At 46.4% G+C, this 20,060-nt stretch carries 20 protein-coding genes; 2 read left to right on the forward strand and 18 right to left on the reverse strand.

Annotated elements, in window-relative coordinates:
• Positions 1-86 precede the first annotated feature (86 nt).
• On the forward strand, positions 87-1,787 hold the full coding sequence (locus VP98_RS10000; RefSeq protein WP_046175233.1) for an AAA family ATPase: 1,701 nt from the start codon (positions 87-89) through the stop codon (positions 1,785-1,787).
• A 29-nt stretch (positions 1,788-1,816) separates the two neighbouring features.
• On the opposite strand, the gene VP98_RS10005 is transcribed toward VP98_RS10000, so the two are convergent.
• The 3 genes from VP98_RS10005 to VP98_RS10015 all read right to left on the reverse strand — a co-directional run bounded on the left by VP98_RS10005 (position 1,817) and on the right by VP98_RS10015 (position 4,081).
• The gene (locus VP98_RS10005) at positions 1,817-2,539 is read right to left on the reverse strand and encodes an amino acid ABC transporter ATP-binding protein (protein WP_046175234.1); all 723 of its coding nucleotides are present in this window, start codon (positions 2,537-2,539) and stop codon (positions 1,817-1,819) included.
• On the reverse strand, positions 2,526-3,191 hold the full coding sequence (locus tag VP98_RS10010; RefSeq protein WP_046175235.1) for an amino acid ABC transporter permease: 666 nt from the start codon (positions 3,189-3,191) through the stop codon (positions 2,526-2,528). The genes VP98_RS10005 and VP98_RS10010 overlap by 14 nt, the downstream gene beginning before the upstream one ends.
• 62 nt (positions 3,192-3,253) lie before the next feature.
• Positions 3,254-4,081 (reverse strand): basic amino acid ABC transporter substrate-binding protein, encoded by an 828-nt coding sequence (locus VP98_RS10015; protein WP_046175236.1) that lies wholly within the window; start codon positions 4,079-4,081, stop codon positions 3,254-3,256.
• A gap of 560 nt (positions 4,082-4,641) precedes the next feature.
• Here VP98_RS10015 and VP98_RS10020 point away from each other — a divergent pair.
• On the forward strand, positions 4,642-5,121 hold the full coding sequence (locus VP98_RS10020) for a hypothetical protein (RefSeq protein ID WP_046175237.1): 480 nt from the start codon (positions 4,642-4,644) through the stop codon (positions 5,119-5,121).
• A 76-nt stretch (positions 5,122-5,197) separates the two neighbouring features.
• On the opposite strand, the gene VP98_RS10025 is transcribed toward VP98_RS10020, so the two are convergent.
• The 15 genes from VP98_RS10025 to VP98_RS10095 all read right to left on the reverse strand — a co-directional run bounded on the left by VP98_RS10025 (position 5,198) and on the right by VP98_RS10095 (position 20,048).
• Entirely contained in the window at positions 5,198-5,566 is a 369-nt protein-coding gene (locus VP98_RS10025) for a 2Fe-2S iron-sulfur cluster-binding protein (RefSeq protein WP_052712198.1), read from the reverse strand.
• The gene (locus tag VP98_RS10030; RefSeq protein WP_046175238.1) at positions 5,559-6,413 is read right to left on the reverse strand and encodes a family 1 encapsulin nanocompartment shell protein; all 855 of its coding nucleotides are present in this window, start codon (positions 6,411-6,413) and stop codon (positions 5,559-5,561) included. The genes VP98_RS10025 and VP98_RS10030 overlap by 8 nt, the downstream gene beginning before the upstream one ends.
• Positions 6,414-6,425: 12 nt before the next feature.
• Entirely contained in the window at positions 6,426-6,998 is a 573-nt protein-coding gene (locus VP98_RS10035) for an IMEF encapsulin system ferritin-like cargo protein (protein ID WP_046175239.1), read from the reverse strand.
• Positions 6,999-7,101: 103 nt separating this feature from the next.
• Positions 7,102-8,559: a nicotinate phosphoribosyltransferase gene (locus tag VP98_RS10040; protein ID WP_046175240.1), complete on the reverse strand. Its 1,458-nt coding sequence runs from the start codon at positions 8,557-8,559 to the stop codon at positions 7,102-7,104.
• Between the two features lie 109 nt (positions 8,560-8,668).
• Complete coding sequence (locus VP98_RS10045; protein ID WP_046175241.1) at positions 8,669-9,967, reverse strand: hemolysin family protein; 1,299 nt, start codon at positions 9,965-9,967, stop codon at positions 8,669-8,671.
• A 129-nt stretch (positions 9,968-10,096) separates the two neighbouring features.
• On the reverse strand, positions 10,097-11,341 hold the full coding sequence (locus tag VP98_RS18280) for a polysaccharide deacetylase family protein (RefSeq protein WP_052712199.1): 1,245 nt from the start codon (positions 11,339-11,341) through the stop codon (positions 10,097-10,099).
• A 96-nt stretch (positions 11,342-11,437) separates the two neighbouring features.
• Positions 11,438-12,871, reverse strand: a complete 1,434-nt coding sequence (locus VP98_RS10055) for a cobyrinate a,c-diamide synthase (RefSeq protein WP_082087904.1) — start codon at positions 12,869-12,871, stop codon at positions 11,438-11,440.
• A 34-nt stretch (positions 12,872-12,905) separates the two neighbouring features.
• Complete coding sequence (locus VP98_RS10060) at positions 12,906-13,979, reverse strand: cobalt-precorrin 5A hydrolase (RefSeq protein ID WP_046175242.1); 1,074 nt, start codon at positions 13,977-13,979, stop codon at positions 12,906-12,908.
• Positions 13,976-14,749, reverse strand: a complete 774-nt coding sequence (cobM, locus tag VP98_RS10065; protein WP_046175243.1) for a precorrin-4 C(11)-methyltransferase — start codon at positions 14,747-14,749, stop codon at positions 13,976-13,978. Before cobM ends, VP98_RS10060 begins: the two co-directional genes overlap by 4 nt.
• Positions 14,746-15,450, reverse strand: a complete 705-nt coding sequence (cobI, locus tag VP98_RS10070; RefSeq protein ID WP_046175244.1) for a precorrin-2 C(20)-methyltransferase — start codon at positions 15,448-15,450, stop codon at positions 14,746-14,748. The genes cobM and cobI overlap by 4 nt, the downstream gene beginning before the upstream one ends.
• A complete protein-coding gene (locus VP98_RS10075; protein WP_046175245.1) occupies positions 15,447-16,655 on the reverse strand; it encodes a bifunctional cobalt-precorrin-7 (C(5))-methyltransferase/cobalt-precorrin-6B (C(15))-methyltransferase in 1,209 nt (402 codons plus the stop codon). The genes cobI and VP98_RS10075 overlap by 4 nt, the downstream gene beginning before the upstream one ends.
• Positions 16,648-17,736, reverse strand: coding sequence for a cobalt-precorrin-5B (C(1))-methyltransferase (locus VP98_RS10080; protein ID WP_046175246.1), 1,089 nt, complete (start codon positions 17,734-17,736; stop codon positions 16,648-16,650). The genes VP98_RS10075 and VP98_RS10080 overlap by 8 nt, the downstream gene beginning before the upstream one ends.
• Entirely contained in the window at positions 17,733-18,377 is a 645-nt protein-coding gene (locus VP98_RS10085) for a precorrin-8X methylmutase (RefSeq protein WP_046175247.1), read from the reverse strand. Before VP98_RS10085 ends, VP98_RS10080 begins: the two co-directional genes overlap by 4 nt.
• Entirely contained in the window at positions 18,367-19,146 is a 780-nt protein-coding gene (gene cobK, locus VP98_RS10090; protein WP_046175248.1) for a precorrin-6A reductase, read from the reverse strand. The genes VP98_RS10085 and cobK overlap by 11 nt, the downstream gene beginning before the upstream one ends.
• A complete protein-coding gene (locus VP98_RS10095) occupies positions 19,143-20,048 on the reverse strand; it encodes a sirohydrochlorin chelatase (RefSeq protein WP_046175249.1) in 906 nt (301 codons plus the stop codon). Before VP98_RS10095 ends, cobK begins: the two co-directional genes overlap by 4 nt.
• Positions 20,049-20,060 lie beyond the last annotated feature (12 nt).

Here is a 20,060-nt window from a genome sequence, read left to right on the forward strand (position 1 = left end):
GAGTGTCTTATAGTAATGTTTCCCGCTTTCATCCACTCTCGTTTTCTCTTATAATAAAGAGAGACTAGAAAGGGAGTGTGATATTTATGCTGACACGTCCCGGAGTGTGGTGGAAAGCAGCTTTAGCTTTACTGCTGCTGGCAGCTGGCGTTATTATCTGGTACGTACAGGATACAAACAAAGCAGCCGTCATTCCGTTTTCGTCGGTTGAATCCATTATTCAGGAAGAAAATGGCCGGATGGTGGAAATAAAGGAGTATAATACCGGAAAACTGCTTATTTCTACACAAAACGGCGAATTCACTTCATATATTTCTCCGGACAGCGATGCCATTGACCGTTTAAATGAAACTTATAATATCCGTTACACATATGCCCAGGGCAGCGCATATGAAAGCTGGATTATTATCGCGGTTCTTTTACTTGCAGCCGGAATCGGTTTTTATTTTTACCGAAAAAAAGGCGGCATGGGAGTGGCCCACTCTATGAAAAACAGCCTTTCGCAGGCACGTCCGCTTCCAGATATTACGCTGGATGATGTGGGCGGCCTGTCTGACGAGATGAAAGAGGATATTTTACAGACTCTCTCGATTTTAAAGGAAAAAGACTTATCGACCCGCCTAGGGCTTGAACCGCCGCGCGGCATCCTATTGTACGGCCCGCCGGGAACGGGAAAAACCCTTCTTGCCCAGGCGATTGCCCGAGAAATCGGCGCTTCATTCTTTTCATCAAGCGGTTCTGCTTTTACAGAGTTATTTGTCGGCGTCGGCGCATCGCGCGTACGCAGCTTATTTACTGAAGCACGCAAGCAAAAGCCCGCCGTTATTTTCATCGATGAGGTAGATGCTCTGGCAGGACGCCGAAAAGCGCATGGCGGAGAAGAAGGCGAAAAAACATTAACCGAGCTGCTTGTTCAGCTTGACGGCGGCCTTGATAACGATGGCATTTTGTTTATTGCTGCTACAAACCGGCGCGATATGCTGGATGAAGCGTTTCTTCGCCCCGGCCGGATTGATTTCTCATTCCACGTTACACTGCCGGATGCAAAAGGACGCAAAGAAATTATCGACATTCACGCGAAAGGAAAAAACCTGGCTGAAAATGCGGCCGCTATGCTGCATGACCTGGCTGAATCAACAGTCGGCTTTTCTGGTGCTGAGCTGTCTGCCCTTTTTGAAACAGCGAGCCGCAGTGCCATCCGAAGCGGCCGCGATACAATTGAGAAAAAAGACTTTGACTATGCGCTTGACCGCACGATTCTTGGCACGACTACACGGCCGCTGGCAGATCCGGCTACAAAGCGGCGTGTAGCCATTCACGAAGCCGGCCATGCTCTTGTGTCCGCTTTGACAAAGCCGGGATCTGTCCGGAAAGCGACCATTATACCGCGTGGACAAGCACTTGGTTATGTTGCTCCGGTGCCAAAAGAGCTTCATTTGTCAACCGCCAGTGAACTGATTGACCAGGTCGCCATGATTTTAGCAGGCGGCGTCGCAGAACGGCTTTACCTCGGTGAACACTCTATCGGCGTAAGCGGCGATGTACAGCAGGCAAAGCAAATTCTTGAGCGCATGGTTGATACCGGTATTTTTCAAGACCGCTTTTCACTTACGTTCCGGCAGTCAGATAAAGAAACAAAAATGAATGACTTGTTTGAATTAGCGCTTGAACGGTCGGAAACATTGATTGAAGAACATCGTGATGCATTTGACCGCCTTGTTGAAGAGTTAATGACGAAAGAAACACTTGAAGGCGAAGAAGTTGAAATGCTTATCCACCAGCTGTAAAAAAGGATGCCTCCGTCGGAGGCATCCTTTTATAATACTTTACTTAAAAATGCTTTTGTCCGTTCATGCTGCGGAGCATCAAACAGGGCTTTCGGCTCGTTTTGCTCAACAATATAGCCGTTGTCCATAAAAATAACCCGGTCGCCGACTTCCCGGGCAAAGCCCATTTCATGTGTGACGACAATCATTGTCATGCCATCTTTAGCCAGCTGCTTCATCACTTCAAGCACTTCGCCGACCATTTCCGGATCAAGCGCAGATGTCGGTTCATCAAACAGCATCACTTTCGGTTCCATTGCAAGAGCCCGGGCAATCGCAACCCGCTGCTTTTGACCGCCTGACAATGATTCCGGATAAGCAGCGGCTTTTTCAGCCAGGCCCACTTTCGCAAGCAGGATGCGCGCTTTTTCTTCCGCCTCTGCTTTTTTCATTCCCCGAACATTGATCGGTGCAAGTGTCACATTTTCTAAAATCGTCTTATGTGGAAATAAGTTAAAATGCTGAAACACCATTCCGACATCCGTTCTTATTTCATTGATGTTGGTTTTTTTGTTCGTTAAATCTTTTCCGTCAATCACTATGTGTCCGCCATTGATGGTTTCAAGCATATTCAGGCAGCGGATAAAGGTGGATTTCCCTGATCCGGATGGTCCGATCACAACGACGACTTCCTGCGGAGACACATCCAATGAAATGTCTTTAAGAACTTCATTATCACCAAATGATTTTTTTAAATTTTTAACGTTGATCACTGGTGCTCAATCTCCTTTCAACGTAATTCATCAAATAAGTTAATGACAGCGTCAGCACCAGGTAAATAAGCGCGACGGTAATATAAGGCTCCCACACCCGAATATACTGTCCGGCCGCAGCGCGCCCCCAATACATAAGCTCGGGGGCAGCCAGTACCGAGCCAAGAGACGACTCTTTCAATAGCACGATAAATTCATTCCCAAGCGGCGGAATCACCCGTTTAACGGCCTGCGGCAAAATAACCAGCTTCATTGCCTGGGTGCGTGTCATTCCAAGCGATCTCGCTGCTTCCATTTGTCCTTTGTCAATGGATTGAATACCCGCCCGGAAAATTTCCGCGATATAAGCGGCGGAGTTCAAAGAAAGGCCGATAACAAGCGATACGAGCGGATTGGATGGAGACATAAACAACGGCACCACGCCAAAGTGAATAATTAATAGCTGTACGAGCATAGGTGTTCCCCTGAATATATTAATATATATATTAAAAGGAAGCTGAACCCAGCGGCTGGACGACATTTTTCCAAGGGCAATCAAAAGCCCTAAAACAAGCCCAATTAAAACACCGGCAAGGGAAACACCAATCGTAATCCCCATTCCCCGTAGAAAAAACGGCATATAATCCGTTACGATATCAAAACGAAAATCCACTATTCTCTCTCCTTCCTACTTAAAAACGGCTGCCCGTTTGCTCATGGACAGCCGTTTTCTTTTTATTGTGCTGCTTGCTTTAAAGCTTCCATATCCGGTTCTTCATTAAACCATTTTTCATAAATTTCAGCGTAGGTGCCATTCTCATAAAGTGCATTTAAAGCTTTATCGAAGTCGGCTTTATATTCGCTGTTCTTTGGAAAAGCAATTCCATAATATTCTGGAACAAACTGATCATCAGTAATCGTTTCAACACCTGCGTCAGGGTTTGATTTTGCATATTCAACCGCTACTGCAATATCTGTTACTACTGCCTCAACATCTCCGCTTTGAAGAGCCTGGAACATAAGAGCTGCTGTTTCGTATTTTGAAATAGCTTTATTGTTTTCGCCAATAACCGATTCAGCTGCAAACTGGCCGGTTGTTCCATTTTGAACACCAACCTTTTTCCCTTTTAAGTCTTCGGCGGAAGCAATGTCGGCTCCTTTTTTATAAGCAATCATTGTTACAGATTCAAAATACGGAACTGAAAAATCATATGTTTCCTTCCGCTCATCTGTAATCGTGATACCTGACATGCCAATATCTACCTGGCCGCTTTGAAGACCCGCAAGCATCGCATCCCAGCCAGTGTTTTGAATGTCGACCTCATATCCGGCTTCTTCGGCAGCTGCATTCAGCAGATCAACATCAAACCCTGACACTTCTCCTTTATCCATAAATTCAAATGGTGCAAATGTCGCTTCCGTTCCAACATTCAAAACTTTTTTATCTTCAGAGCTTTCTGTGCTGCCTGTGCTGCTGCCCTCTTCCGCTCCGCCGCATGCGGCTAAAAGCAAGGCGCTGCTTGCCACAATAGCTGCTGCTGCTTTTTTAAATGAATAGGTCATTTGAAAAACCCCTTTATCTTTTTTGTATATTAAGATAATAACCCTTCTCTCATAAAAACTCAATGTTTTTTTGTCAAAAAACTTATTTTTATACAACGTTATTCATTAAAAACGGGTTTTTCCTGCATTTTATTGCATTAAAGTGAATACAGTTTGCATAAAGAAGGAATTTTCTGAATAGTAAGGCATATATATTTTTAACAAGAGCTTCATGATTGCTTCTGCTCCGGAAAAAAAGCAAAAAGTTAAAAATACGGGTAAATGAGATTGTTAAATAAAACTATATATAAAGGTGTAAGAAAATTCCACGGCTTTTCCCATATTTGTAGGAAAGTACAAACATTTTGTTCTTGTTAAACAGCTAACACGAAAAAAGATTTCCTTACCGATAAAATGCTTCCCGCCTTCTTTAATAGTGCCCATATTCACAACAGGCATTTCCTTTTTAATTTATATTATTTAAAAAAAGCATAATCCGCTTTTTATACTGTTCTTTGTTGACAATGATTATCATTCCCTATAAGATGAAAGTACAATGACAACGGAAAGAGGGAGACTTCATGAACGGAATGCTTCATGGGCTAAAGGATATCCATATGGTGATTGCCAACAGCCGGAAGCTGGGTGGTGCTGCGGAAGCCGAGTCTATTACACTTTCATCCGGTGAAATATATATAAATCCGGTTTTTACAAATGTCGATTTGTCGCAGGGAAAATATGTTTCATTTAGCTTTATCGCAGAAAACGGCGAAAATATTACAGCCCATGTAGATCAAATTGGGGTCATGAAAGGACTTCGCCATAAGTTGATCTGCCAGTTAGAAAATAAATCAGTCCGGGAAATGATGACCGAGGAAAGTCTTCGTTATTTAAAAAAGCTTTGTGAAGTAAATGAAGGTTTTGTCACCAATTCCTTTAAAAAAGAAGCGCTGAGACTTGTGCGCGATGTGAGTGTGGATGAGCTTGAAAAGCGGCATGTGAATTTGCCGTTTGCCATTGATTCAAACGTTGTCTCGATAACCAAAAGAAAATTTGCATAATTGCATTTAAAGCCTGTCAGAAGGCTTTTACATAAAAAAGAACTGTCTATCTAAAGTGAAGACAGTTCTTTTTTTATCAGCCATTTAACACGGCCTGGCAGGCAAGACGGCGCGGTGAAGTCCCGAGCTTTTTCTGCTCTGCTTCGTTTCTCTCTGTTAAATAGGCCGAGCCCGAAATAATATCGACTGCACACCGGCCGCATGTTCCTTTGCGGCATTTAAACTGAACGCTGCATCCCTGTTTTAATGCTGCATCGAGCAGGGTGGTACCCCGGGAAAGAGGAACAGAACAGGTTACATTTCCCTGCCTTAATTCTACAAAGGGCTGCTCAGGTGTTTTGGGCTTTTTAAATTTTTCTTCCGCCGGGCGCACCGCTGCTTTTCCTCTGGTTAATGATATTTCTCTGCCTGGAATAAGCGAGCCGACCGTCCATTTCCTATTCATCGTCTCTAGGGTCGGCAAATGTGCAGATTGCAGACGGCCGTTTAATACGGAGTACGGCCGTTTCAAATACACGGAATGGATGATTCATTCCTTCTTCGCCGAGATAGGCGGTTTCAAAGTCTTCAGAAACGGCCATGTCAAGATTATTGCGCCCTGTGTTCACAAGAACGCCCGTTTTCCCTTTTAATACGGGCGACTGGAACACACCGGCCGTTACAAGCTCACGGACATGTTCAATTTCAAGAACATTGGTATCGCGGTGAACACGGTGCAAAAGAGCGTACAATTCTGGAGAAAGCACAAGCGCGTATGGACCATTATGATTCATTTCCATCAGCTTTCCACGCGCTTCTACAACATCTTGAAAGGCAGTACCGGATTCATACCAGTTGCTGATCAGGTGCGTCTGGCGCCCTTTTACATTCATCAGCCCTGGAATATCAAACTGCCCGGCACCGTGGAAAATCATTTCATCTTCCAGCAGCGCTACGTCACGTGCCGCATTTGCCGCTGCTGAGAAATCCATCGGAATACCGAGAGCTTTTGCCTGCTCAATGTCACGCCAGTACAAAACAAAATCTTTATACAGCATTGGAATTGTATAGTTTACACGACGGGCTGATTCTATTTCCGTATCAAATGATCCCTGCATGTCCATATGAGCTTCGCTTTTTTCAGCAAATATATCAGTATGAATGCTTTGGACACCCCGTCCAAGCGGGCCATAGAGCTCAATAAACCGGCGGCCGGTTAACTGCTGCCTGGCCGCTTCAATAACAATTTGATCAAGCTCCTCAAAATCATCCGCTGACAGCGGCGCGTCCGGGTATAAATGTACTTTGCTCATGAATGGTTCCCCCTACTTTTTAATAAGTGATCCTACTGTAAATGAACGCTTTATCCGTGCCGGCCCTGGCGGCTGAGCTGTTTCAGTGTGAATATGATGATCTAAATGGTCGCCATGCTCATCGTGATGGGCATGCGGATCTGTATAACCCGTATCGAAGCGTTCATTTATACCGGCAAGCTTTTCTTTTACAAACTGGTAGCTTTTATGATTTGCTCCGCGCATTTCAGACAATTTCGCCTGGCGTTCCGCATCCTTAAATTGAAACAGCGCCAGATCCAGATGCTCGACAAAATTATGCAGTCCGAATTTTTCTAAATTCAACTCTTGAAGCAGCCGGTTAAATGCATTGTTGGATGGTGAAAAATCGCCGCCTTTTCCCGCCTGGAACATTTCAATTAACGGAATCAGTTCAGCAAGTCGTGACAGCCTCTGTTCTTCTTCTTCATAAATATGGTGGTAATAAAGCCGCTCATGGTCATCGCCTGCATTGTTAATTACAGGATCAAGCATGGCCATGAAGCTTTCGATATCTTTTTTCGTGCCGGTAAAAATATCGTAAAATTCGCTCAATTCTTCTTGCATGCATTGCACCTCCTCTATTCACTACTATTATTATAATCTCTCTATTTAGCAGTAGCAAAAAATACATGAAAAAATGGTGCCGGTTCCGGCACCATTTAATATGCTATATCTGTTCCTGCGGCTGAATTTTAGCTGCTTCAATATTCTTCATTTTATTGTCCCAGCATGCCTGGCTTAAATCAACCGGGTATTCCTCTGGATTAAGAGCCCGTTTGTATTCGCTCCACAGCAAGGATAGATTGTCCCGTGTTCTTTCCCGGATTGATTTAATATCCGGCAGTTGATATAAACGCACTCCATTCAGGAAAATCAGCTCATGAAGTTCGCGGGCTTCAAAATCAGTTACGAACTTGCTGACAAAGGTATGCACGGGATGAAACATTTTCAGCCGCTCTGCATGCTGCGGGTCTTCCTGCTCAAGGGCAATGTAGTCCCCTTCCGCTTTTCCATTCAGCTTATTAACGATTCGATATACGCGCTTCAGCCCCGGAGTGGTTACTTTTTCCGGATTGGCTGATAACTTAATTCTATCGCTCATCTTCCCGGCTTCATCTTCAATCGACACAAGCTTGTATACAGCCCCCAGCGCTGCCTGATCATATGCGGTGATCACTTTTGTGCCGATGCCCCATACATCAATTTTCGCATTTTGCGCTTTTAAATTCATAATGGTATACTCGTCTAAATCATTTGATGCAACAATATGCGCTTCTGGAAAACCAGCTTCATCAAGCATTTTGCGTGCTTCTTTCGATAAATACGCCATATCGCCGCTGTCAAGGCGAATGCCAATAAAATTAATGCGGTCTCCAAGCTCTTTCGCTACACGAATTGCTGCCGGCATGCCGGATTTAAGCGTGTCATACGTGTCCACTAAAAAAACACAGTCCCGATGGCGCTCGGCATATTTATGGAAAGCCGTATACTCATCTTTGTATGTCTGCACAAGAGCATGCGCATGAGTGCCGGTAACCGGGATGCCAAATAGCTTGCCAGCCCGGACATTGCTAGTTGCGTCAAAACCGCCGATATAAGCGGCCCGGGTTCCCCAGACAGCTGCATCCATTTCATGGGCGCGCCGTGATCCAAACTCCATTGCTGTTTCATCACCAAGCACCTGCTTAATACGTGACGCTTTTGTGGCAATTAATGTTTGGTAATTCACAATATTAAGCAAAGCCGTTTCGACAATTTGTGCTTCCGCCAGCGGTGCTTCTATTCGCAAAATCGGCTCGTTTGCAAAAACAAGCTCACCTTCCTGCATGCACTTTAATGTACCGGTAAACCTCATATTTTTTAAATAGTGTAGAAAGTCTTCTTTATAGCCAATATCACGCAAATAATCGATATCACTTTGCGTAAAACAAAAATTCTCCAGATAATCAATGATTTTTTCAAGCCCGGCGAATACAGCATATCCATTTCCAAATGGAAGTTTTCGAAAATATAATTCAAATACGGCTTTTTTCGTATGAATACCGTCATGCCAGTACGTTTCGGCCATATTAATCTGATAAAGGTCGGTATGCAAGGCAAGACTGTCGTCTTCGTATCGTGACATTGTTTTTACTCCCTTTGCTTATCCATCGTATTTCATTCCTATCATCCTACACCTTTTCAGCTGTTCCGGCAACACCTTCTAGGGTTAATATAAATAAAAAAAGCGCCCATTATGGACGCTTCTTTGCTTCAATGTACAGGATATGGTGGTCTTCCATTTCTGTAATGGTAAACTCCCAGTTCTCTGTTTCAAGTGTGTCATGAAGAGCTGTATCGATTCTTTCGGTTAAAAACCAGCCGCCAAGCGTGTCAACATCTTCAGCATTTAATTCCGTCCCCAGCAAAGCATTGATTTCATCAATCAATACCCGGGCGCTGAAAATAAAGTGGCCATCTTTTATCTTTCTGATTTCTGCAATTTCATCAGTATCATACTCGTCCCGGATTTCCCCGACAATTTCCTCTAAAATATCTTCAACCGTTACAAGGCCTGAAGTGCCTCCATATTCATCGATCAATATCGCCATATGCTTCCGTTCTTTTTGCATTTTAACAAGCAGGTCGTGGAGAAGCATATTTTCAAACACCCGGATAACAGGTTTGACAAATTGGCGGAGCGGTTCCACTCGCGGAAGAGGCTTTCCTTTAACAGCAAAGCTTAAAATTTCTTTAAAATTGACCATGCCAATCACATTATCTTTATCTCCGTCTATGACAGGATAACGCGTATATTTCTCTTCTTTAATAATCGCTAAAACTTCTTCCAGTGTATCGTCAATCGATAAACTGACCATTTCAGTCCTGGGCACCATAATCTCTTTGGCCAGCCGCTCATCAAACTCAAAAATATTATTAACATACTTTAATTCATTTTGATTGATCTCCCCGCTTTTGTAGCTTTCTGAAAGCAGCAGCCGCCATTCTTCTTCTGTATGAACAGCCTCATGCTCCGACGTCATTTTCAATCCAAACAAGCCGGTAATAAAGCGGGCGGAGCCATTTAATGCCCATATAAATGGGTACATAATTCGATAAAACCAGATAAGCGGAACGGCAAGCGCCAGTGTAACAGCTTCTGCTTTTTGAATAGCCACTGTTTTAGGAGCCAGCTCACCCACTACAACATGCAAAAATGTTACAACTGCAAATGCGATCGCAAATGATAAAACAGACGTAACGGAAGAGGCAAGTTCGAACCGCTCAAACACCGGGTGAAGGAGCCTTTCAACAGTAGGCTCTCCAATCCAGCCAAGCCCAAGTGCTGTAATCGTAATTCCAAGCTGGCAGGCAGATAAGTATTCATCTAAATGCGTCGTAACGCGCTCAACCGCTAACGCTCCCGGTTTTCCTTCTAGAACAAGCTGCTCGACGCGCGATGCCCTCACTTTTACAATGGCGAATTCCGCTGCTACGAAAAAAGCAGTGAAAGCAATTAATAACACAATACCGAGTAAATTGACAATCTCCAATGACAGGCTCCGATAATACGGAGCACCCACCTCCTGTTTCCAAAAATCACTGTTATTTTCTTTATCATATCACGTTGAGCCGTCCTTTAGCACAAAATCCGGCCTGGCTTCTGCCAAACCGGATACAGGTTATATATCGCTGACGGTTACAAATTCATATCCATCTCTTTGTAAAGAGGACACCAGTTCATCGAGAGCCTCTGCCGTCGTTTGATGAATATCGTGCATTAAAACAATTGATCCGTCTTTTGCTTCTTTTTTAACAACGGCACAAATGGCTTTTGGATTATGTGATTTCCAGTCCATTGTATCAATCGTCCAGAGCACTGGCTTTGTACCAATTACTTCGTTTATTTTATCATTCATCGCTCCATAAGGAGGGCGAACGGCCAGTGGAGACACTCCCGCTGCCGCTTCAACAGCCGCAGCAGTCCGGTCAATTTCATCCTTCACTTCATTTGGCTGAAGCTTCGTAAAATCGCGGTGGCTCCAGGAGTGATTGCCTGCTTCATGGCCGTCCTGAACAATTTTTTCTACTAATTTTGGATAGCGTTCAACACGTCCGCCCAGCATAAAAAATGTCGCTTTAACATTGTGTTTTTTCAGCGTAGCCAAAATTGCTTCCGTGCTTTTGGGATTTGGGCCGTCATCAAACGTAAGAGCAATTCTTTTTACATTTTTGCCGGCAGCCACATTTGTCTTAGCCGGGCCAATCGCAAGCCGGTCCCGCCATTCTTTTTTTAGAAAAGGAGCTGCTTTATGAAATGCAAGGCTTCCTGCCTCATCTTCTTGATCGTTTAAAAATACAATTTTATTTCCCTGCAAATACAAACTAGATTTTTTTATATCAACAGGGGTATGCAGGGCAAGAGCCGCTTTTTCCGGACTGATAAACAAGTCATCCGGCTTAGCAGCGGCCCCTTCATCTGGATCAACAATAAATATAGCAGCGGCCGAGACATTTTTTTCAGGAGCCAGATATGTTTTTTCATTAAATAAAACAGAATAAACCCCTCCGTCGGCGGGAATAAGCTCAAAGGTAAGCGCGAGGGAAGCGGGCTGCTTTTTTAACTTTTTCTCATCTATTTTTTCAATTTCTTTTAAAAAATCCGTCTCTTTTTTCTTTACATAGTATTCAAACTTCTTATTTAATGCATCATTTTTAAAGACAGGATACTGGAAAGCCAGATGATACCGTTTTTCTTTTGCTTCTCTTGTTTTTACATCAATATTTTCATAGGGCGATTTTGTCAGATTTGTTGCCCATACTGTTTTATTATGCGGTGTGGCAGTTGCAATTAAATTGACCAGCACCATTGCCAAAAGCAGTAAAACACTTGCCAGCAAAGCGACGGCGGCCTTTTTCTTTTTCATACGTATCCCCTGTTTAGTCACAATATTTGGATGTAGCTTCCATTTATTATTGTAAACAAATAGATACTATAATACAATACTTTCGTAAAAAAATTGTTACTTTTCTGTTATGATTTTCTTTAATTGGTGAAGTTCGTCTGTTTTTGTCAAAGAAGCAGAAGTTGTCACCTTCTTCTGGCCATAAACCCGGGCGGCTTCCGCAAAGGCAGCCGGTACGTCCGGATTAGACGGAAAATATAAATGAGCGTAGCCAGCAACGGCGTTAAAAACTGTACATCCATCCGCTTTATTTCCAAAGCGGCTTTTTGATTGAAAGGCCGGTGCCGGTTTTTTCTCATGCTTACAAATCGAGTAATGAAATTCATGGCCTCTGACAGTCGTCCCTTCCGGCAGCCAGGCTCCTTTCACTGCTGTTAATTCACGATAGCCCAGTGCCGCCCTTGTTGACTTCATCATTGTTTTTCCTTCGATTACGCCGCACATTGGGTATACATGGTTGTCTACTGTTTCCAGTTCGCTGGTTAAATACATAAAACCGCCGCATTCAGCAAGCACCGGCATGCCTGACTCAACCGCATTTCGTATCGATTTTCTTGCTTCGCACTGGGCAGCCAGGACTGGTGCGAATTCTTCCGGGAACCCGCCTCCAATATAAAGGGCCGCAGCATCAGCCGGCACAGCTTCTCCGGCAAGCGGCGAAAAAAAAGAAAGATTGGCTCCCTGTGCCTGTAGCATTGCAAGATTTTCTTCGTAGTAAAAATGAAAGGCGGCATCCTTTGCAACCGCAATTGTAACAGGTTCACCTGCTTTTTGATCAAAGCAGCCCGGCGATGGAATGGTTAATTCCGGTGCACAGGCCAAAGAAAGAAGCTGGTCAAGATCCATTGTTTTCTCCGCTGCATCAGCAAGGGTGTTGAAAAATTGGTTTAAATCTCCCCTTTCAACAGCTGGAACCAGACCAAGGTGCCGCTCCGGCACGTGAACTCCCGTCATTTTTAAAAGATGCCCGACAACCGGTATGCCGCATTCCTGCTTAACTGCCTGTTCAATAAGCCGGAAATGCCCTTCGCTTCCTGTTTTATTGGCAATCACCGCCGCTATTTGCCCGGGTGCCATCGCCTGAAATCCTTTCACAACCGCCGCCGCGCTCCGGGCTGTGCCGGAAGCATCGATAACAAGCAGTACCGGCGCCGATAAAAGTTCACTAATTTCGGCCGTACTGCCATCGTTTTTCAAAGGATCTTTTCCGTCAAACATACCCATAACCCCTTCAATGACGGAAATATCCGTATTCTGTGAAGAGCGGACAAAAATTTCTTTCAGCACGTCTCCATTTCCCATCCAGCTGTCCAGGTTGCGTGACTGTCTTTTGCAGATGGCAGTATGATAAGTTGGATCGATATAGTCAGGACCGCATTTAAACGGCTGCACCGATAAACCTCGCCGCATCAATGCGCCAAGCAGCGCCAGCGTCACGGTTGTTTTGCCTGACCCGCTTCCCGTTCCTGCAACAACTAATCGTTTTGGCATTTTCCTGCTCCCTCCTTTGTTTAACAAATTCCAGTTAATGCTTTATAATAGCTGCAGAAATAGTGACATTCCCGCTTTTTTTCTTTGGAAGAACGATTTCTCCGCCATTTGAGGCCAGGTAAGCTGCAGGCTCGCTGACTCCATAAGCTCCGGTAAATTTAAACACTGTTGCTGACTTTTCTCTCATGGGCGCTTCATTTAACTGGCCGGCTGTGAATGTTAAAAACGGCCAGCTATTTTTTTCGGCAACCGCTAAGATACCCGCTTCATCTTTTTTCAGATCAATGGATGAAATCGACCGGACACTCGTTTTAGACAGTGAAAGATCATCAAGAACCTCATCAATGACCTGTTCAATTTCTTCCGCTTCTGTTCCACGGTTACACCCGATGCCAAGTACGATTGATTTCGGCCGGTATACAACAGGATAGCGAAGGCCTTCCAGTTCTGCCTCATCCAGCAGCCGGTGTGTCACAACAAGAGCCGCATTGTGGGGAGTTTCGAGCGCTTCTTCTACCGAAGCTGCCGTTTTAATATGAGCCGGCACCGGCCGGTCGTGCTTCCACCAGTCCGGCTCCCCTGACTCCTGCACGATAAGCACTGGTTCTTCGTTTACTACTGCCGCGGCTGCCTGCGTTAAAAAGCGGTCATATTCAAATGTCCAGCCGAATTCACGGCCGAACATATCAACCGGAATCGTTTTTTGCACATCCGATGCGGTTGTAATTACCGGCCGGGCGCCTGTCAGCCCGGCCACCCGGTGTGTAAGCTCGTTTGCGCCGCCGATATGGCCTGAAAGGACGCTGATTGCATGCTCGGCCCGGTCATCCAGGACAACTACTGCTGGATCAGTTTTTTTATCGCCTAAAATTGGAGCAATCATCCGGACAACCGCCCCAAGCGAAATGATCAGCACAATACCGTCATATTCTTTAAACAATTTTGGCAGCTGAAGGCGTACAGAGCCGTCAAACAGCGTAATATTTCGTTCTTCTTCATCGCCTCGGCAAAATTTCTGCATATAATACAAATCCGCCTGCATCCCTTCTGCAAGTCTGCGGGCGGTTTCTGTGCCGTGTTTTGTAATCGATACAACCGCAATCCTCATTGCTTAATTCCTTTCCTGAATCCGTGCGTAAAGGTTTTATCGTATAATTTGGACCGGTATCCGGACTTGCCAATCTCCGGGTCCAGTGCTTTTCCGGCTAAAATCATTGCCTGCTTGCGAATGCCATTTTCACGCATTGCCGCGTCCAAATCACCAACCGTTGTTCGGACAATTTTTTCATCCGGCCACGTGGCCCGGTAAACCACAGCTGCCGGCGTGTTTTCAGGCCAACCTGCTTCAACCAGCTCACGCGTGACCTTTTTGGTCAGCGTTGCGCTTAAGAAAAAAGCAATTGTGCATTCATGCCTGGCTAAATCCTTCAGCTGCTCTTTCTCCGGCACCGGCGTTCTTCCTTCCGCCCGTGTTAAAATAACAGTTTGTGTTACATCCGGAATGGTCAGCTCCGCACCCGCTGCTGCAGCTGCCGCAAAAACGGAGCTGACTCCGGGCACGATTTCCGTCTCGATGCCCGCTTCCTTCAGCAGGGCAATTTGCTCGATGATGGCTCCGTAAACAGCCGGGTCGCCTGTGTGAAGGCGGACGACTTTCTTTCCTTCCTTCACATAATTGACCATGGTTTCTACTATTTCTTCTAAATGCATGCCGGCTGTTTTCAGTACAACAGCCCCTTCCTTGCAGCCCGCCATTAATTCCTCGTTAACGAGTGAATCGGCATATAAAATCACGTCTGCCTCCTCTACAAGCTTCATTCCGCGGACTGTAATTAAGTCCGGCGCCCCCGGTCCCGCTCCCACAATAAACAGCTTCATTTTTTCTTCACCACCATCAGCGTTAAATAGTTTGGTTCTGCCCGTTCAAATTCCTCGAGTGTCCAGATGATTTCATCTTCGGAGGTTACTTTTGTTACCGCATGAGCGTGCTGTTCAAGTCCAAGCTCCCGAATAACGCTTGAAATTAGTGCAGCTACTTTTGCCACCTTCAAAAAAATGACGCAGTCGTGCTGCTCAATTGCCCGTTTTAATGCTTCTCTATCAGCTGTTGCAGGTATAATTGCGACATGCTCGTCTCCATCTGCCAGCGGGATATTGAGCCTGGCTGCTGTTCCGTTAACAGAAGAAATGCCTGGCACTACTTCTGTTTTTACATCCGGTATTTTTTTTTGCAGCACCTTCTTCATATGAATAAACGTGCTGTACAGCATTGGATCCCCTTCTGTCACAAATGCCACGTTTTCGCCTGACTGGAGTTTTTCTGCTACAGCCCCGGCTGCTTTATTCCATTCACGCTCCAAAATGGCCGGATCCTTTGTCATCGGGAAAACGAGGCCAAGCATGTCTTTTTCCTGCGGATCAATATACGCATCAATAATCTGGCGTGCATAGCTTTTTTCACCGGACCGTTTTTTCGGAAATGCAATAACCCTGCTTTCCGACAAAATACGAAACGCTTTTACGGTTAACAGCTCCGGATCGCCCGGTCCTGCACCAATCCCATATAAAATACCTGTCATGACTGTTCCTCTTTTCTTTTCGCACATATAATGTAAACCGGATTTTGCGCTTCAAGGCGCGTCATATTTAAAATAGGCCTGGACAGGGATACCTGCGCAAGCGCCATATCCACCTCAAAGCCGGCTTCCCGAAATAGCTGATGGGCTTTCGACATATTTTCAATCGTAACAGCATTCAATACGATCGTCCCGCCCGGCTTCAGCCGCTTTGCGCACGTATCAATAAGCCTGTCCATATTACCGGCTGTCCCGCCCATAAATACGCAGTCCGGGTCAGGAAAAGCCTCTAACCCATCGGGTGCCTTCCCATGAATGAGCGTGATGTCCGCACGGAATTTTTGAAAATTCGCTTCAGCATTGGCAAGGTCCGCTTCATTTTTCTCAATGGCAAAAACGGCGCCGTTTCGGGCTATTTTCGCTGCTTCAATTGCAATGGAGCCGGTGCATGTGCCGATATCCCAGACTGTACTGTCCCGATGGATATTCATGCGGCCAATAGTAAGAATGCGGATATCACGCTTTGTAATCAAGCCTTTGTCCGGCTTGCGCTGGCTGAATTCCTCATCCGGAATACCGGCAGTCCATGTTTTGAATGGCCGGTTTTTCTTTAAGATGACCACGTTCAACGGAGCAAACGACGCTTCACTCATTTCTTCAAGGCTTAAATGGCGGCAGCGCTCGTCCGGCGCACCAATATTTTCGGCCACAAATGCATCGTACTCGGTCATATTAAACCGAAGCAGATAGCGGGCAATCATATCCGGTGAATTTATTTCATCTGTCAGCAGCGCCACTTTTTCCTCACCATCGATCTTTTGGGCAAGCCCGGTGATGGGCCGGCCGTGCACGCTGATCGTTTTCGCATTGTGCCACGATTCATTCATCCGGGCAAATGCGAGCTGTATACTGGACGGCTGCGGTTCAATCACAGCTTCCATACTTCCTGACAAATAGGCCCCGATTCCGTAGAAAAGCGGATCGCCTGAAGCGAGGACCACGACTGGATCTTCCTCGTCCTGAACCCGTTTTTTTATCTCTTTTAAATTCCCTCCAATCACGAGCTTCTCCCCTGTGAAATCAGGAAAAAACGACAGCTGCCGTTCTCCGCCGACAAGCAGCTGGCTTTCTTCAATACGTTTAAGAAGGCGCGGGTGCAGCCCTTCCGCTCCGTCCGCACCGATGCCAATAATATGTACGTTACTCACTGTATTCCGCCTTTCCTAAAAGCTGTCCTTTCATCGCAAACAGCAGCGTTTCAACCTCTATGCCGCCGCGTACTTCCCGAACGGCATTTCTTGAGCAGCTGCAGCAGAAAAGCGCAAAAAATGCCGGATAATCCGCCATTAATTCTGCTGCATGCGTCGCTGTGTTTGCTGCCCGCACTTCCTCAATTTCATTTTTTATGGCGCCTGCTTCTTCTGCCATCTGCGCCAAAAAGTTCATATCGACCGGTGCGCTTTTGGAGTGCACCATCATAACGCCTTGAGCGACTTTTGAAAATTTGCCCGGCATCCCGGCGAGTGTGACTTTTCGAATACCGAGCCGTTTACAATGCTTCAGTGTAAAGCCGACAAAATCGCCCATTTCAATGAACGCTTCCTCCGGCAGGTGCGGCAAATGATTCATGGCATATTTTTCACTGCGCCCGCCCGTTGTGGCAGCGACGTGTGTACAGCCGGCTGCAACAGCCACTTCAATGGCCTTCACAATACTGGCCCGAAAAGCAGCGGTTGAAAACGGGCGGACAATGCCGCTTGTCCCTAAAATAGACAGGCCGCCTAAAATGCCAAGCCTTGCGTTTAAGGTTTTCTCAGCCAGCTCCTCGCCGCCGGGAATCGAGATAATCACGCGGACCCCTTTTCCAGCACCGGATTCCAGAAGCAATTCCTGCACGGCTTCCGTAATCATCCGGCGCGGCACCGGATTGATTGCGGCTTCTCCCGGCGCTACATCGAGCCCCGGCTTTGTCGCCCGGCCGACTCCTTCCCCGCCATCAAGCTCAATACCCGGTTCGCTTGTCCAGCTTACTTCTGCACAAATCACCGCTCCGTGTGTAATGTCAGGATCATCTCCCGCATCTTTTTTAATGCCGGCTTTCACAGAGCCCACGCTCATTTCAATAAATTCAGGTATGAAATGAGCCCATTGCTTCGCCGGCAGATAAATTGAAACCGATTCGGGCGGCTGTCCTGAAAGAAGAGCCTGAAGAGCGATTTTTGCCGCAGCAGTCGCACAGGATCCTGTTGTGTATCCTGTTCGAAGCGGCTTATCAGGGACCGGCTTCATTTTACGGAAAGCAGTGACAGAGCATTCAACGCTGCCACGGTGACCGTACTGCCGCCTTTCCGGCCCATATTTGTAATAAATGGAATATCAAGTTTCGCCAGCTCTTCTTTTGATTCTGCCGCCGACACAAAGCCGACTGGCATGCCGATAATCAAGTCCGGCCTGGCGAGCCCTTCTTTGGCGAGACGGATAATTTCCAAAAGAGCGGTCGGGGCATTGCCGATCGCGTAAATGCCGCCTTCCCCAATCGCTGCCGCTTTACGCATGGAAACAATAGCCCGCGTCAGCCCAAGCTCTTTTGCTTCTTTCATCACATCTTCATCCGATATATATACATGCACAGAGCCGCCAAACTGCTCAATGCGCGGCTTCGATACGCCGGATTGAATCATTTGCACGTCACAAATCACACGTGTACCCTGCCGAATCGCGCGAATACCGGATTCGATGGCCCTTGGATGAAACAGCACGCTTTTTCCAAGTTCAAAATCGGCAGAAGCGTGAATCACCCGCTGGACAACGGCGAACTCTTCCGGTGACAAATCATGAGAGCCGAATTCGTTCTCAATTATCGAAAAACTGAGTGATTCGATTTCCATTGGCTTCACGGTTTCTGGTATAAAGGTTGTTTTAAAGTCCATGCTTCATTTCCTCCAGGCGATTTAATGTATGGATCACTTGCTCAAACTGTTCGCATCGATTCGGATACCGCACCGGCGGCCGGGAAATAACAATCGTTTCAATGCCAAGCGACACGGCTGCTTCGATCTTTTCCGCAACGGCGCCGATCGCGCCGCTTTCTTTCATAACGGTTGTTGTTACGCCGTAATGACGGTACAGTGCAAGGTCAAACTCTTTTGTAAAAGGCCCCTGCATGGCCACAATATTTTTTTGAGGCAGTCCAAGTCTGGCACATTTCTCCATATTATCCGTGCGCGGCAGCATACGGGCAATCAGCCGGATATCACTGCACGGGAGCAGCTTTCGGGTAAAAATTTCCAGCGTCTTGCTGCCCGTCGTCAGGAGCACGATCCCCCCTCGCTCAAGTGCTGCCTCCGCCGCTTCTTCATACGTATCCACACGTGTAACAAGCGGATGTTCACTGATTTGCGTGCCGGCCCGCTCAAAACGGATATAAGGAACGCCGGCCCGCTCTGCTGCTTCGATGGCATTCCGGGACGCTTCTTCCGCAAAAGGGTGGCTGGCATCGACCACTGCCGTATAACCCTTTCCAAGAATAGACATCATTTCGTCTGCAGAAAGCCGGCCCACACGCGTTGAAATACCCTCGGCCTTAAGCTCAGCCGCCGCATTTTCAGTGACTACGGAGGCTGTAACCGGGCGCCCGTCCTTCTGCAGCTTCACAGCGAGCTCGCGGGCGTCACTTGTACCCGCCAAAAAGAAAATCATCGAATCGCCTCTTTTTCATGATCATGGCTATGACTGTGGTGATGGCCATGATCATGATCATGGTCGTGGTCGTGGTCGTGGTCATGATCGTGATGATGGTGGATGCCCGCTTCAAACCGGTACTGGCATGTATCGCAATTCATGAGGGACTTGCCGCCGAGCGCTTCATCAATCCGGTCTGTTATAATCACTTTCAGCTTCGGATGAAATCCGAAATAATCAGCAAGCGTGAAAGACAATTCTGGATATTGCTCACAGAACAGAGCCAAATCCTGCTCAATCCGCTTGATCAGCACACCCGTAAACAAAAAGTAAGGCAGAATAATAATCTTTTTCACACCAAGCTTTTTAACCCTTTCTACCGCCTGGGGCAGTGACGGCTTTGTAACACCGTAAAACGCGGGTTCAACGATTTCAAAAGATGTTTTCTCCCATAAAATCCGGGCGATTTTGCATAAATCACTGTTGGCATCTGCATCGCTGCCGCCGCGGCCAAGCAGGATCACTGCATCTCGTCCGCCGGCTCCGTCCGGGTCTATGCCGGCGTCCTGAAGCCGGTCTTTTAAAATCACAGATGTTTCATAATGAATACCGATAGGCTTTCCATAAGTAAATGTTACGTTTGGATACTTTTCCTTCGCCGCGTCAATTGCGGCGGGAATATGAATTTTCGAATGCCCTGCCGGCAGCAGCATAAGCGGCATTAAGGCAATCTCTTTTGCCCCTCTGGCCACACACTTGTCAATTCCTTCTGCAATACCGGGACGCGCAAACTCCAGGAAACATGTTTCGTATAAAACGAGCGGATTCAAATCTGGCAGAAAACCCTGAACAAACTGGTGAATCTGCTCATTTCCCTGTGGGTCACGGCTCCCATGCCCAACAAAAAGTACTGCTTTCATTTCTTCTCCCCC

Origin of the sequence: Domibacillus indicus, assembly GCF_000970685.1 — a bacterium.
Lineage (GTDB): Bacteria > Bacillota > Bacilli > Bacillales > Domibacillaceae > Domibacillus > Domibacillus indicus.